This is a genomic window from Tenacibaculum sp. 47A_GOM-205m (assembly GCF_000518405.1).
Taxonomy (GTDB): domain Bacteria; phylum Bacteroidota; class Bacteroidia; order Flavobacteriales; family Flavobacteriaceae; genus Polaribacter; species Polaribacter lutimaris.
Window position 1 is genome coordinate 669160 of the sequence record NZ_JADN01000004.1, and the last position, 14498, is coordinate 683657.

General features: G+C 31.8%; 14 protein-coding genes. 6 read left to right on the top strand and 8 right to left on the bottom strand.

The window, feature by feature from the left end; genetic code table 11:
* Window positions 1-26 precede the first annotated feature (26 nt).
* The 5 genes from gcvH (at window position 27) to N534_RS0106775 (ending at window position 3016) form a co-directional block, all read left to right on the top strand.
* A complete protein-coding gene (gene gcvH, locus N534_RS0106755) occupies window positions 27-407 on the top strand; it encodes a glycine cleavage system protein GcvH (RefSeq protein WP_028891755.1) in 381 nt (126 codons plus the stop codon).
* On the top strand, window positions 373-750 hold the full coding sequence (locus N534_RS15555) for a VanZ family protein (RefSeq protein ID WP_028891756.1): 378 nt from the start codon (window positions 373-375) through the stop codon (window positions 748-750). The genes gcvH and N534_RS15555 overlap by 35 nt, the downstream gene beginning before the upstream one ends.
* A gap of 63 nt (window positions 751-813) precedes the next feature.
* Window positions 814-1536, top strand: a complete 723-nt coding sequence (locus N534_RS0106765) for an energy transducer TonB (RefSeq protein ID WP_028891757.1) — start codon at window positions 814-816, stop codon at window positions 1534-1536.
* A gap of 106 nt (window positions 1537-1642) precedes the next feature.
* Window positions 1643-2386, top strand: coding sequence for an energy transducer TonB (locus N534_RS0106770; RefSeq protein WP_028891758.1), 744 nt, complete (start codon window positions 1643-1645; stop codon window positions 2384-2386).
* Between the two features lie 48 nt (window positions 2387-2434).
* Window positions 2435-3016 carry an acyltransferase gene (locus N534_RS0106775; protein WP_038005596.1) on the top strand — a complete coding sequence of 194 codons (582 nt, stop codon included), beginning with the start codon at window positions 2435-2437 and terminating at the stop codon, window positions 3014-3016.
* A gap of 135 nt (window positions 3017-3151) precedes the next feature.
* On the opposite strand, the gene N534_RS0106780 is transcribed toward N534_RS0106775, so the two are convergent.
* Genes N534_RS0106780 through N534_RS0106800 form a run of 5 tightly spaced genes read right to left on the bottom strand, consistent with a single transcriptional unit; the run spans window position 3152 to window position 9667 of the window.
* Window positions 3152-4501, bottom strand: coding sequence for a DUF2029 domain-containing protein (locus tag N534_RS0106780; RefSeq protein WP_028891760.1), 1350 nt, complete (start codon window positions 4499-4501; stop codon window positions 3152-3154).
* Window positions 4502-5992, bottom strand: coding sequence for a cellulose synthase family protein (locus tag N534_RS0106785; protein WP_028891761.1), 1491 nt, complete (start codon window positions 5990-5992; stop codon window positions 4502-4504).
* On the bottom strand, window positions 5992-6684 hold the full coding sequence (locus tag N534_RS0106790; protein WP_028891762.1) for a glycosyltransferase family 2 protein: 693 nt from the start codon (window positions 6682-6684) through the stop codon (window positions 5992-5994). The genes N534_RS0106785 and N534_RS0106790 overlap by 1 nt, the downstream gene beginning before the upstream one ends.
* Window positions 6685-6734: 50 nt before the next feature.
* Window positions 6735-8315, bottom strand: a complete 1581-nt coding sequence (locus N534_RS0106795) for a 4Fe-4S dicluster domain-containing protein (RefSeq protein WP_028891763.1) — start codon at window positions 8313-8315, stop codon at window positions 6735-6737.
* Window positions 8316-8326: 11 nt separating this feature from the next.
* Window positions 8327-9667 (bottom strand): NAD(P)/FAD-dependent oxidoreductase, encoded by a 1341-nt coding sequence (locus N534_RS0106800; RefSeq protein ID WP_028891764.1) that lies wholly within the window; start codon window positions 9665-9667, stop codon window positions 8327-8329.
* Window positions 9668-9920: 253 nt separating this feature from the next.
* Here N534_RS0106800 and N534_RS14530 point away from each other — a divergent pair, with 253 nt between their 5' ends.
* Window positions 9921-10382, top strand: coding sequence for a VapA/VapB family virulence-associated protein (locus tag N534_RS14530; protein WP_051435865.1), 462 nt, complete (start codon window positions 9921-9923; stop codon window positions 10380-10382).
* A 102-nt stretch (window positions 10383-10484) separates the two neighbouring features.
* On the opposite strand, the gene N534_RS0106810 is transcribed toward N534_RS14530, so the two are convergent.
* From N534_RS0106810 to N534_RS0106820, 3 genes are all read right to left on the bottom strand, one after another.
* Entirely contained in the window at window positions 10485-12578 is a 2094-nt protein-coding gene (locus tag N534_RS0106810) for a S46 family peptidase (protein ID WP_028891765.1), read from the bottom strand.
* 142 nt (window positions 12579-12720) lie between these two features.
* Window positions 12721-13605 (bottom strand): sterol desaturase family protein, encoded by an 885-nt coding sequence (locus N534_RS0106815; RefSeq protein WP_028891766.1) that lies wholly within the window; start codon window positions 13603-13605, stop codon window positions 12721-12723.
* Window positions 13606-13746: 141 nt separating this feature from the next.
* Window positions 13747-14493 (bottom strand): uroporphyrinogen-III synthase, encoded by a 747-nt coding sequence (locus N534_RS0106820; RefSeq protein WP_028891767.1) that lies wholly within the window; start codon window positions 14491-14493, stop codon window positions 13747-13749.
* Between the last annotated feature and the right edge of the window lie 5 nt (window positions 14494-14498).

Consider the following 14498-nt stretch of genomic DNA (forward strand, 5'->3'; position numbering starts at 1 on the left):
AACAAACACAATAAAAAATAATTACAATGAACATTCCATCAGAATTAAAGTATACCAAAGACCACGAGTGGGTTAAGGTAGAAGGAGATGTAGCAACTATTGGTATTACTGATTTTGCACAAGGTGAGTTAGGAGATATCGTATATGTAGATGTTGATACCTTAGATGAAACATTAGATGCTGAAGAGGTTTTCGGATCAGTAGAGGCAGTAAAAACAGTTTCAGATCTTTTCATGCCTTTATCAGGTGAAGTAGTAGAGTTTAATGAAGCTTTAGAAGATGAGCCAGAATTAGTAAACTCTGATCCATACGGAGAAGGATGGATGATAAAAGTAAAATTATCTGACGATTCACAAGTAGCAGATTTATTAAGTGCTGAGCAATATCAAGAGCTTATTAAAGGATAAACTAATAACAATAGCAATACTTATTACACTAGGTATTGCTATTGTTAGTTTAATAAAGCTAGGAAAGTCACCTATACAAATAAACCATTTAGATAAAATTAAGCATGCTTTCGCTTATTTTGTTCTAAGCCTTGTGTGGTTTATCGCCTTAAGAACAACAAAAATTAATAAGTATTTAATAGCTTTTGGTTGTTTTCTTTACGGCATAATTATTGAGGTTCTACAAGTTACAATCACATCACATCGATCAGGAGAGATTTTAGATGTAATCGCAAATACGACGGGTATTTTAATAGCTATTATTATTTATAATTCTTTTTTTAAGAAAAATGAAGCTATTTAAAGATTATGCTTGTATAAGTTGAAATAAATTAATTAAATTAGCGAACTATTAAAAACATTTAGGATGGAAATCAAGAAAAATCCAAAATCAAACTTAGAAAACTACAGTAAACTATTTGTACAAATAGGTTTGGTTTTTGCTTTATTTGTAACGTATGTTGCTATTGAACATAAAACATATGATAAAGAATATGCTGACTTAGGTATGGCTAATATGGCTTCTGAAATTGAAGAAGAAACTATAGAACTTCAAATTGAGCCACCAAAACCAAAGCCAAATACACCACCACCACCAGCTCCTGAAAAAATTGAAGTAGTAGAAGATGAAAAAGAAGTAGAAGAAACGGTTATTGAATCTACAGAAACAGATGAATCTGAAGAAATCGTTGTTGAAGATATCGAAGAGGTAGAAGAGGTAGAAGAGGTAGTAGAAGATGTACCTTTTGCTATTATTGAAGAAGTTCCTGTATTTCCTGGATGTACTGGTACAAAACAACAAAAGAAAGACTGTTTAAATAAGCAATTACAAAAACACGTTCAACGTAACTTTAACGCTGAATTAGCTAACGAATTAGGTTTAGCACCAGGTAAAAAGAGAATCTATGTTCAATTTAAGATTGACAAAGATGGTTCTATTACTAGCGTAACAGCAAGAGCTCCACACCCAAGGTTAAAGCAAGAGGCTGAAAGAGTAGCTAGAAAAATTCCTAAAATGCAACCAGGTAGACAAAGAGGTAGACCAGTAAGAGTTGGTTATACATTACCTATTACATTTAACGTAGAGTAGTAAATTACTTACAGATCATAATAAAAAAAGCAATCCTAAAAGGATTGCTTTTTTTATTGGCATATTTCTTGTTTTCAACTAAGTAGTAATTTAAAATAAATGAACTATGAAAACAACAAAAAAGAATGCTAGAAAGCAGTTAGAAAAATTCTCAACTATTTTTACTCAGTTAGGGTTGGTACTCACTTTATTTATAGTTTTTCTAGCCTTAGAGTATGAAACAGAAAAAGATGTTGCGGTTTTAAAACCATCAAATAGTGAGTTGTATGAACCTATTTATACCTTTAAACAACCTGTTGTCTTAAAAAGAGTAGAGGAGGTAACAGAAAAACCGAAGAAAAAAACAGTAGTTAAAGAAATTCTTAAGCCAAAAATAGTAGACAACAATACTGAAATTACTACAATAATTGAAATGTCTGTTGATGAGCCTATAATAGATGTAACAGCAATATCACAAGCAAAAGAAGAAGAAATAATTGATAAAGCAGACGACCCGATATCAATTAAAAATGTACAAAATACTCCGGTATTTAAAGGTTGTGAAGGCTTGTCTGAAGTTGAAAACAGAAAATGTTTTGAACGAAAAATTCAACAACATGTTCAACGAAATTTTAATTCAGTTATCGCACAAAAAGTAGGGCTAAGTTCCGGAAAATATAAAATCTTAACGCAGTTTGTTATTGATAAATCAGGTAACGTTACGGATATTCAAATTAGAGCACCACATATGAAATTAGAAAAAGAAACGGATAGAGTGGTGAATAAAATCCCACAGTTTCAACCAGGAAAACAAAACAATAAAGAAGTAAAAGTAAAATATACATTGCCAATTATTTTTAAAGTCGAATAATAATTAAAAGCTCAACTATTTAGGTTGAGTTTTTTTATTTTTGTTTGTATGGATACAGATAAAACGTTTTTTGCGCACGAAACAGCTGTTATAGATGATGGTTGTATAATTGGAGAAGGGACAAAAATTTGGCATTTTAGTCATATTATGCCTAATTGTACAATAGGGAATAATTGTAACTTAGGTCAAAATGTGGTGGTATCACCTGAAGTTGTATTGGGTAGTAATGTAAAAGTTCAAAACAATGTTTCTATTTATACAGGAGTTATTTGCGAAGATGATGTTTTTTTAGGGCCATCTATGGTGTTTACGAACGTTATTAACCCGCGTAGTGCTATTAAAAGACAAGATCAATACTTACAAACCGTTGTAAAAAAAGGAGCGAGTATCGGCGCTAATGCAACAATTGTTTGCGGCAACAATATAGGTGAGTATGCTTTTATTGGTGCAGGAGCTGTAGTAACTAAAGAAGTTGCTCCTTATGCATTAGTAGTAGGGAATCCTTCTAAGCAAATTGGATGGATAAGTGAATATGGTCATCGCTTAGATTTTGATGAAAAGGGATATGCTGTTTGTTTTGAAAGCGGAGGAAAATACCAACTGAAAGATAATAAAGTTACAAAGTGTTAACCAAAGGTTTATAAAGGGTAAAAAAAAGATTAAAATTTTTTTTAAAAAGTATTTGTAAAAAAGAAAAACTTATTTATCTTTGAATTGTGGTTTAAAAACCACTTTCTTTTTCTTTTTCATAGCAATTTTTCCCACTCAATTATGAGTGGGTTTTTTTATGCTTAACTCCCAAATTATAAAAGAGTATAAAATCGCATATTCTAAGGCAATTAACCAAAGGTTTTCTTTCCAAGGAATGTTAGCGTAAGCTTGATAACTTAATATTATAACAAAGCTCCACACTAAGGGATAACGATATTTAGTAAATACCGATAAAATTAAAAGAGTACCAATATACCAAGGATGCATAGTCGTACTTATAAAATAATAAAAGGACAAACCTAACAACATTGCCGTTATTAATTGTATAGCAGATATATTTCTTCGGAAAAAAGTAAGAATCAAAAGAAAGCTAATGGTAAGAATAGGTATCATTTTACCTATAATAGCAATCTCGTTGTACCCTCTAAATAAATATCCTACTTCTCTAGCAATATAGTAGAAGCTAGCATTAAACTCGAAATTTCGAAACCAAAGCCCTACAGAATTCGAGTAATTCGTCATAAATTCAATAGAAAAAAAAGGAAGGAAGGTTATGGCAATTGTTAATAGTACAACTGTATAAAATCCAATTAACTTTTTAATTCCTGTAATATATGAAATGTCATTTTTTATAAACCATTGATAAAATAAGGGTAGAAAAAGTAACGGAATTAGTTTTACGGAAACTGCACAGGCTAATAAAACACCCGCCCAAATCCATTTTTGCTGTTGTAATTTGTATAAACTCCAAACTAGAAAAAATAGCATTACAGGTTCAAAATGTAAGTTTCCTGTAAATTCAATAATTACAAACGGATTTAAAATGTATAAAAAGATATTATGAACTGGTAAGTGTAATTTTTCTAAGAGTTTTTTACCGAAGTATAAAACTCCAATATCAGCCAAAATAATGAGGATGCGCATAATTATTACACTTCCTAAAATACTGTGTTTTGAAAACAAAGCTGCTAATAAAAAACACAATTGATTAATAGGAGGGTAGTTGGTGTAATGACTTCCATTTAATTGTCCCATTCCTTTATACAATTCTGTCGCTTGTAAAATAGGAGCGTTGTTTTGCTCAATAAAAGTTTGAGGTAATGATAAATAAGGGTTGAATCCTTCTAAAATCATGCGTCCATCCCAAATAAACCGATAAAAATCTTGCGATAAATTAGGTACGGCAAATAAGAATATTAACCTAAAAAGAATTGCAATAGTAACCCAATTTTTAAAAGAAGTCTGTTTGTTTTGTAGCAAAAAATAAAAAGAACCAAATAAGCCAATCCACAAAACAAGTAGTTTGTAAAAATCGGTACGCTCTAAAGAATAGGCAAAAATGGTGTAAAAACATATACTAACAAATGTTAGTATAATAAAGTTGTATTTTTTAAGTAAAGACATTTATGCCTTAGAAAATAGCGATTTATAAAATACATAACCAAAACCAACAAACAACATTAAGTGAAAAGGAAACATTCCAAAATCACCGCCTTTATCTCCAACAATAAAAGCACTATACATTCCAAATGCAAAATACAGCGTTAATGCTCCTTCAATAATTACATGTAACGAAGGTTTTTTACGAATGTATTTGTTGTTTTTCCAGCTGTCTTTTAATGACTTAATATTGAACTTTGGCGTTCTAACAAACTCACTCTTTTTTCCTAAATGACCTTCTAAAACAGCAATTGTATTATGTAAAGAGAATCCCATAGCAATAGAGAAAAAGGCAAAAAAGGCTCCAATGTATTTTATAAAGTTCAAAGCCCCTCCTCCATAAGTTCTCTTGTACATAAACCAATAACAAATAAAGAAAATTAGCGTACTTATAATGAAGAAACTCATTACTAAAAAGTAAATTTTTAAATGTGCATACTCATTTTTAATATACAACATAGGTATACTTAAAATAGCAACTAAAAAAATACAAGTAAACATTGAACTATTGAGAAGATGCAGTGTTCCGTGAATTTTAGTTTTCAAAGGAATGTTCTTACTAGTAAGAATCCTTTTTAGCATTTTTTGAAAATTTTCGGCGCCACCTTTATTCCATCTAAACTGTTGCGAACGAGCAGCACTGATTACAACGGGTAATTCAGCAGGAGTAACAACATTTTCTAAGTATTTAAATTTCCAGTTTTTTAATTGTGCACGATAACTTAGGTCTAAATCTTCAGTTAAGGTGTCTCCTTCCCAATTTCCTGCATCATAAATACATTCTTTGCGCCAAATACCAGCAGTGCCATTAAAGTTAATGAAATGCCCTTGACTATTTCGTCCTACCTGTTCTAAAGTAAAATGAGCATCTAAAGCAAAAGCTTGAATTTTTGTTAAGGTTGAATAGTTTCTATTAATGTGTCCCCAACGAGTTTGGACTACCCCTATTTTAGGGTCTTTGAAATAAGGAACCGTTTCTAACAACCAGTTTTCTTTAGGTAAAAAATCTGCGTCAAAAATAGCAATGAACTCTCCTTTGGCTGTTTTTAGTCCTTCTTTTAAAGCTCCAGCTTTAAACCCTTGACGATTTTCTCGTCTAATATGTTGAATGTCTAATCTAGTTTTTTGGAGCTCTGCTATTTGTTTAGCGGTGCTTTCAACCGATTCGTCTGTAGAATCATCAAGTACTTGAATTTCTAATTTCTCACGAGGATATTTAAGTTTTGCAATATTATTTAATAAACGTTCCATTACATACAACTCATTAAAAACAGGCAACTGTATGGTTACATAAGGAATTTCGTTCGGATTTGAAAAATCAAATTTAGGTGAGTTATCTTGTTTTTTTCGTGCTTTTAAATAATTTATCAGCAGGTTAAATTGTGCTAAAGCATAAAGTAGAATAAGAACTAATGATATGGTGTATAGCGTAATTATTATATATTCTAAAATCATTATTTAAAGCTATATTTAAAAATCCAACCTAAAATTTTAATGCCGGCTAATATACTACCTTTTACTGTTCCTGAAACTTTTGAAACACCTATTCTATTTCTGTATTTCATTGGTATTTCGGTATAACTTAACTTTTGTTTTAAGGCTTTTAATTGCATTTCAACCGTCCACCCATAAGTTTTGTCTTCCATTTGTAAAGCTAAAAGCTTGTCGTATTTTATGGCTCTAAATGGACCTAAATCAGTAAACTTTGCATTAAAAAATAATTTCATTAAGATTGTAGCTAACCAGTTACCGAAAATTTGTTGCGGAGTCATAGAACCTTGTTCGCGTAAGTGTTTTACACGAGCTCCTACCACAAAATCTATATTGTCTTTAAGTATAGGTTCAACAAGCTCGTTTAGTTGCTCTGGATAATCAGAATAATCTCCATCTAAAAAAACAATGATATCAGGTTTTTCATTTTTGAGTGAAATATATTCCATTCCCTTTAAACAAGCATACCCGTATCCTTTTCTATTTTCAGAAAGTACCGTAGCTCCTGCATTTTTAGCATTAACTTCGGTATAGTCAGTTGAATTATTACTGATTACAATTACTTCATCTACTATAGAAGGAATATCATTTATAACAAGAGCAATAGAATCTTGTTCGTTATAGGCGGGGATGATTACTTTGATTAAAGGTTTCATTTGCTGTTTTAAAGCGTGCAAGGTATTGTCTTTTTAGAGTTGAATAAAATTTATTTTTCATTTACCAGTTTCATCAAATCTACATCATTACCAAGTAAAATTTCTGTAGGATTGATACGACCTTTTTCTGGACCATTTTCTAGCTTTAACACACCTCTAGGACAAACAGCAGAGCAAATTCCGCAACCAACACAACTAGCACGTACTATGTTTTCTCCTTTTTGAGCATAAGCACGTACGTCAATACCTTGTTCACAGTACGTAGAGCAATTTCCGCAAGAAATACATTGCCCGCCATTGGTAGTAATTCTAAATCGAGATTTAAAACGTTGTACAATTCCTAAATAAGCAGCTAACGGACACCCAAAACGACACCAAACTCGATTACCGAAAATTGGGTAAAATCCTGTACCGATAACTCCTGCAAAGATGGATCCGATTAAGAAACCATAAATATCTTGAATGGTTTGTGTTTTAATACCTAATACTTCTTGACTTCCAGAAAAGTAAGAGTATAATGTAAAACCAGTCATTATTAGGGCAAATATAAGAACTCCGTGTACTATCCAACGTTCAAACTTCCATGCTTTTAATGATTTATCTGATAGTTGTCGGTAAGGGTCACCTAAAGTTTCTGCTAGTCCACCGCAACCGCAAACCCATGAGCAGTACCAACGTTTTCCGAAGAAATATACCATCACAGGAACGATTACTAAGGTTAATACAATTCCCCAAACTAAGATAAACAATCCGAAGCCACCACTAGCGATTAGCTGATCTAAGTTCCAACTAAAAAAGAAATCATAATCTAACGGGAAAGCATTTTTAAAATCGTACCAAGGTTTTTCAAAACGAACTAAGATTTCTGGAATTAAGAAAGCAAAAACAATTTGAAAAAATAAAACAGATGTTGTTCTTAGGGTTTGGTATTTGTTATGACGGTATTTAATGTACATTCTTATAGCCATTACAACCATTACCACGCAATACAAAAAGCCATATAAGAACCATTGAGAAGCTAGGTTTCCGCTTAAATATTGGCTAATTGAGTCAACAACATATGTCCAATTTACAATATAATCTGGATAGAAGTAAAGTAGTACGTAAAATCCTACTAAAAATAGAAACACAAACCAACCAATCCAGCCTCTATTAGTAGCAGGATTCAGCCAAATCCCGTTGTTTTTTATACCAGGAGAACCAAGAGTTATTACCGTTGGAATGATATATAATAAGGAGCCGATAATTCCTAAACCGAAGGTTAGTAGCCAAAAAAGACTTTTATTTTCTTTTATAATTCCTGTTCCTGCTTCTTTTGCTATTTCATAAGAAAAACTATGCGGTTTACTCCAAATAACTTTATCCCATTCACTATTTTTTTTGTGAGTAGTATTAGCTATTTCCAAGGCAGAAGTAATTTTAGAAGAAAATAAAAAAGGATTGGAAAATTCTTTTCCAACAACATTATTCTTTATATCATTAATAAAAAGCTCACTTTTGATGCCTTTATTAGAGATTACTTTTTCAAAAAGTTCTGAACTAAGTTCATATTTCCCTAAGAAAATTAGAGAAACGAAAATACTTAATCCAAGTAAAAAGATGCTTAATCCTATGTTTTGTATTACTTTCATTACGATTATGTTTAAATGCTAAAAATGCGTTTCCAGCTTTTCTTTTTTAATTGAATGTTGGTATTGTTTTCTTTGTTGAATTTTGCCACAATTTCTGGTTTATGTAGCTTGTAAAATTCTGGGTCAAAGTTAGCGTCTGCAAGATGTTCTAATACATAAGTTACAGAACGTTTTTCTGTTAATACTTTGTCAAAAAAGGCATGACGCATACGTATTCCTAAAGTGTTTATTCCTATAAATTCTTGTGTGTTTTTATCGTAATTTAATCGAATACATTTTTTACCACTCTCATGTTCCCAGTAAAAATGAGCCTCATTTTCTTTAGGTTGTGGCCATACCCAGCCGTAAGTTTGGTATTCGATATCAATAAATTTAGCAGAGTTAAACCAGTGTCCAGGGTTATATTGAGTTTTGTTGCCACAAATAGTTTGGGCAACGGTTTCTCCCATCATTCTACCCGTATACCAAACGGCTTCAATAGGACGTCGCAATCCGATAGCTTCGTGTTGTTCAGCACAATCACCAATAGCATAGATATTTTTGATGTTGGTTTCTAAAAAACGATTTACTTTAACTCCTTTACCAAGTTCAATCTCTAAATCTTTCAAAAAATCGATATTAGGAGAAACCCCAGCGGTTAACCCAACAACATCACAAGCTATTTCTTCGCCAGTTTCTTCAATAATTACAGATTTTACATGCCCGTTTTTATCAGCTTTAATTTCTTTAAGATTCACTCCTAAGCGTAAATCTATATGGTTTTCTAAAATTTCGCGATTTATCATAGTTGATTCTTCTGGGGGTAAAATTTTATTCCAGAAACTATTTTCACGAACCAAAAAAGTAACAGGGATATTTCTACTATGAAGCATTTCGGCAAGTTCGATACCGATTAAACCACCACCAACAATAACAGCTCTTTTACAAACTTTGTTATTAGGAGCATATTTTTCAAGTGATTCTAGGTCTTGTTTGTGATACATGCCCATGACTCCTTCTAAATCTTGTCCTGGCCATCCAAATTTATTAGGTTTAGAACCCGTAGCTATAACTAACGTATCGTAAGATAGTTTTTCACCATTACTAAATTCAATTTCTTTGTTTGATGAATGTACTTTGGTAACATAACCTTTTTTGAGCTCTATTCTATTTTTCTTCCAAAACCATGATTCGTAAGGTTGTGTATGTTCAAATTTCATGTGTCCCATATACACATACATTAATGCTGTTCTTGAAAAAAACTCTTCAGTTTCAGAAGAAATAATGGTAATTCTTTTATCTGATAATTTTCTGATGTGTCTTGCAGCTGTAACCCCAGAAATTCCATTACCAATAATAACAACGTGCTCCATAAATGTTGATTTGCAGTTTAGGTCGTTGTTAAAGTTAAGAACTTAATCTAGTATCTTAATTTAGAACGAATATAAACAGCGAGTAAAATTGAAAGGAGTTGTTTTTTTTATTTTATATACCTGAATATCAATCACTTATGGGTATTTGTAAAGAAATTGATTATTTAATTATGAATTTTGATACAGAGGTTAACCTAAAAATAAGCTCTGTTATTAACAGGGTTAAGAATAATTTAAATTAAAAGTTATTATTATGAAAACAGCAACAAAACAAAACCAATTAGTTGAAGATTTTGAAAACAATTTTAAAAATCTTTTAAGTTCAGAATCTATTTCAAAAGCAGTAGAAGATCTTGAAAATGTAGATAGTGAATCTCTAAAAACTGCTTCAGCATACGGGGCACATGGAGCTTTAGCAAGTTTAGTTTTTTATGTAAAAGCACAGTGTAGTATAAATAATGGAAAAACGTTTAATGGTAATGCTTGGGGGATAAGTTTTCCTGGTGGAGGAGCATTGTTTGGAGATGTATATTTAAGTAATGCAGGTTCATTAGACCAGTTGTATAAAGAGACTACTAGTTTTACATTTACAGCAACTCCAGTATATACTGCGTTTTATTTTTTTGATAAAAACTCAAAATTACTTGGACACTTTCAAGCAGGGTCTGTATCTACTGCTACTGGTACCGGAGGAGGTTCTGGTAGTTGGTCTTAGTATATGATTAAAGTCTTTTAAAATTTTTAATCAAATTTTAAAATAAAAAGAGGTTGTCTTAGCAACTAAGACAACCTCTTTCATTATAAAGTATTCTTTCTTTTATTTTTTCTTTGGATGTACTAATTTCATTTCATCAATTAAATGCTTTGCTCCAGCATATTTATCAATGATAAATAAAATATAACGAGCATCAACCATAATGTTTCTACAAATTTCAGGATCGTAATTCATATCACTCATGGTTCCTTCCCATACACGGTCGAAGTTTAGTCCGATTAAATTTCCATGAGCGTCGATAGCAGGACTACCAGAGTTACCTCCTGTTGTATGATTAGTACCTAAGAAACACACAGGTACTTTTCCGTTTTTATCAGTGTATTGCCCAAAATCTTTAGCGTCGTATAAATCACGTAACTTTTGTGGAACGTCAAATTCATAATCTCCAGGAACGTATTTTTCAATAACTCCGTCTAAATAACTTACAGGATTGTAATATACTGCATCTCTTGGTGAATACCCTCGAACTTGACCATAGGTAACACGTAACGTACTGTTAGCATCTGGGAAATAACGAGCTGTAGGCAATGCCTCCATTAAAGCTTTCATATATGTTTTTTGTAAAGCAGTAATAGGTTGGTTTTTTTGTTGAAACTCAGGATCTATTTTCGTGAAAAACTCTTCAATCATAGGCTTCGCATATTTGTAAGCAGCATCTTTGGTTAAGTTTTTTACTACTTTTTCAGCGTTTCCTTCAAATAACTTTAAGGCTTTGTCTAAGTTTGTAAAGCTAGTTTTATTGTAGATAGAAGCATCTACATTTTTAGGGTTGTATAAAGGCATTACATTGTTAAATACTCCTTTATCTACGTTCGCATCAAAGTTTTTATGTATTCCTTTAAGTCTGTTGATGTATGAATTTCTAGCCTCATCAAATTTTTCAGGTTTATTTAAAGCTACTTGTTCTAATTGGTAAGCTCTAAATGTCATTTGCATTAATTCGTTTGTTACCAAGAAAACTTCAATAAAGTTTCTTCTTCTAATATTGATATCGGCAAAATCAGCATATAATTTTTCAAATTCTGGAAGAATATTTCCGTAGCTAGCTTCTAATCCTTTTTCTTTTAATGCTTTTTTGAAAGTAGCTTCGAAAGCTTGACGCTCAGCAATAGCATTACTCTTTTTTATACCTAAGTTTTCACCAATCCACTTTTTCCAAGCATTTGCAATACGCGCTTGTTTTGATGCGTATTTGATACGAACAGCATCGCTAGCTTTCATTTGTGCATCAATTTCTTTTAAAGCAGCTTCTCTAATAGCAATATTACTTGGGTTGAATTCTTGTGTAATGTGTTGAATAGCTACCGCAGGTAAGTATTCGTTAGTAGTACCAGGAAAACCAAAAACCATCGTAAAGTCACCTTCTTCAATTCCATCTAAAGAAACAGGTAAAAAGTGTTTTGGCTTGTAAGGAACGTTGTCTTTACTGTATTTAGCAGGACGGTTGTTTTTATCAGCATAAATTCTGAATAATGAAAAATCTCCAGTATGACGAGGGAAAACCCAGTTATCAGTATCACTACCAAATTTTCCAATACTACTTGGTGGAGCACCTACTAAACGAACGTCTTCAAATTTTTCAGTAACAAATAAGAAGTATTGGTTTCCTTTGTAAAAAGGTTTTACTCTAACACCTTGCCAAGCTTCTTTTTGTACTGTTTTTTGAATTTCGTTGATGTTTTTATCTATTGTTGATTGCTTTTCGCGCTCATTCATTGAGGTAGTAACACCATTTAAAGCTTGCGCAGTTACATCGTCAATACGAACAATAAACTCAACATATAAACCCTCGTTAGGTAATTCTTCTTTCTTACTCATAGCCCAAAAACCATCTTTTAGATAATCGTTTTCTAAAGAAGAGTGCGATTGAATTTGCCCAAAACCACAGTGGTGATTGGTTAATATTAATCCTTCAGGAGAAATAACCTCACTAGTACAACCTCCGTTAAAGTGCCCAATAGCATCTTTTAAACTTGAGTTGTTTACATCGTAAATGTCTTTTGCAGTTAATTTACTTCCTAAAGAAGTCATTTCTTGTTCGTTCATTCCTTCTAAAAGGGAAGGAATCCACATACCACCTTGTTGTGCAGTAACTTGAACGACAATAAATAAGAATAGAATTTTTATGTACTTCATCTGTTTGTTTTTAAAAGCGATAAAGATACAAATTGAGAACAAACTACTTAAAGAAAGCTAATGAAGTAATAAGTTAAAATACGTTAAAAATTACTCTTTTTTGGTGATGGGAGTATCGTGAGTTTTTTAAACTATAAAAATTCTATTTTTTTCCTAGCGGATACATTTCTTGATGAATAAAATCTTTAGGGAATTTTTCATCTCCATCAAATCCAAGTTCTATGTCACGTCCGTTATAGGGAATATAGTCAGTTTTAAAAATGTAATCCCAAATGCTAAGTGTAATTCCAAAATTCACTCCCATTCTTCTGTCTTCAGGGAGTTCTTTTGCATGATGCCAAATATGCATTCTTGGGTTGTTGAGAATATATTTTAACCAGCCATAATCCCAATTAACATTAGCATGATTTAAATGACCAATAGTAATATTAAAAAAGTGAACAATAGCTACATCTTGTGCTGTAAACCCACCCATAATTGCTAGCGGAATGTACTTCATTGAGTTGTAAACAACAGGCTCCATCCAGTGGTAACGAAGATGTGCAGCAAACCCCATTTGTTTTACTGAATGATGAACTTTATGAAAGTTCCATAAAAATTCATATCGATGGAGTAATGTATGAGTAAACCACTGAACAAAATCAATAATGATAAAAAACACCAAAATTCTAGCCCAATAGGGAAATGTATTGATGTCAAACAATTGAAAATTAGCAACCGATAGTCCAACTAAACTTAAAATATCATTAAAAAACAGCTCTGCTGTATTTGACAAAGCAATAAGTACGATAAGATTTAGTAAAAAGAAATTGAAGAACATGTAAAAGGTGTCTAGCCAAAAATCTTTTCGAAATAAAGGTTGGTTTTTACGCCATGGAAACACAATTTCTAACCCCCAAACTACTAGAGAAATAATAATTAATCCGTAAAAATAATTTTCCCAGTTTAGCTCCATTAATACTGATTGTTTGATGTAGTTCCAGTAACCAGTGTATGAGTTTTTTATGATATCTAGGTACTTATCCATGTGTTTTTTGGGTAAAAATATTTCGTAAAATTAATGAATAAAATACGTTTGAAATGTTACTTGGGTTACAATGATTTGTTAAAAACAAAAGAGACTGCCTTTTTAGACAGTCTCTTTGTTGTATGTGAAAAATTAATTTACTTACTTTTTGTTCACCTCTTTAATGTACTTTTCTAAAGCCATCGTCATTGAAGGAGTTTCAGGTGTTGGTGCAGCAATATCTACACGTAAACCTCTATCTTCAACAGCTTGAATAGTTGAATTACCAAATACAGCGATTCTAGTATTGTTTTGTTTGAAATCAGGGAAGTTTTCAAATAAACTATCAATTCCTGATGGACTAAAGAATACTAAAATATCATAAAAAACATCTTCTAAGTCAGATAAATCACTTACTACTGTACGGTATAAATCAGCACGCTTCCAGTCGACTCCTAACTTATTTAATTCTTCTGGAATTAAATCTTTCAATTTATCAGAAGAAGGCAATAAGAACTTTTCGTCTTTATGCTTTTTAATTAATTTAGTTAATTCAGGAAACGTTCTGTTTCCAACATAAATTTTACGTTTTCTGTAAACTACATACTTTTGTAAGTAGTAAGCCACTGCTTCTGATTGACAAAAGTACTTCATGTCATCTGGCACTGTAAAACGCATTTCTTCTGCAATTCTAAAAAAGTGATCAACAGCATTTCTACTAGTTAAAATAATTGCAGTGTAGTTTTTTAAGTCTACTTTTTGAGCTCTTACCTCTTTTACAGGGATTCCTTCGACATGTATAAATGAGCGAAAGTCAACTTTTACTTTTTGTTTTTCGGCTAAGTCGAAATACGGTGAAGTTTCTGTCTTTGGTTTTGGTTGAGAGACTAAAATAGTTTTCACTTTCATAAACA

What these genes read in the sequence shown, in the direction of transcription:
- gcvH (WP_028891755.1), top strand. Translation starts at nt 27, where the DNA reads ATGAACATTCCATCAGAATTAAAGTATACCAAAGACCACGAGTGGGTT.
- N534_RS0106765 (WP_028891757.1), top strand. Translation starts at nt 814, where the DNA reads ATGGAAATCAAGAAAAATCCAAAATCAAACTTAGAAAACTACAGTAAA.
- N534_RS0106770 (WP_028891758.1), top strand. Translation starts at nt 1,643, where the DNA reads ATGAAAACAACAAAAAAGAATGCTAGAAAGCAGTTAGAAAAATTCTCA.
- N534_RS0106775 (WP_038005596.1), top strand. Translation starts at nt 2,435, where the DNA reads ATGGATACAGATAAAACGTTTTTTGCGCACGAAACAGCTGTTATAGAT.
- N534_RS0106780 (WP_028891760.1), bottom strand. Translation starts at nt 4,501, where the DNA reads ATGTCTTTACTTAAAAAATACAACTTTATTATACTAACATTTGTTAGT.
- N534_RS0106785 (WP_028891761.1), bottom strand. Translation starts at nt 5,992, where the DNA reads ATGATTTTAGAATATATAATAATTACGCTATACACCATATCATTAGTT.
- N534_RS0106790 (WP_028891762.1), bottom strand. Translation starts at nt 6,684, where the DNA reads ATGAAACCTTTAATCAAAGTAATCATCCCCGCCTATAACGAACAAGAT.
- N534_RS0106795 (WP_028891763.1), bottom strand. Translation starts at nt 8,315, where the DNA reads ATGAAAGTAATACAAAACATAGGATTAAGCATCTTTTTACTTGGATTA.
- N534_RS0106800 (WP_028891764.1), bottom strand. Translation starts at nt 9,667, where the DNA reads ATGGAGCACGTTGTTATTATTGGTAATGGAATTTCTGGGGTTACAGCT.
- N534_RS14530 (WP_051435865.1), top strand. Translation starts at nt 9,921, where the DNA reads ATGAAAACAGCAACAAAACAAAACCAATTAGTTGAAGATTTTGAAAAC.
- N534_RS0106810 (WP_028891765.1), bottom strand. Translation starts at nt 12,578, where the DNA reads ATGAAGTACATAAAAATTCTATTCTTATTTATTGTCGTTCAAGTTACT.
- N534_RS0106815 (WP_028891766.1), bottom strand. Translation starts at nt 13,605, where the DNA reads ATGGATAAGTACCTAGATATCATAAAAAACTCATACACTGGTTACTGG.
- N534_RS0106820 (WP_028891767.1), bottom strand. Translation starts at nt 14,493, where the DNA reads ATGAAAGTGAAAACTATTTTAGTCTCTCAACCAAAACCAAAGACAGAA.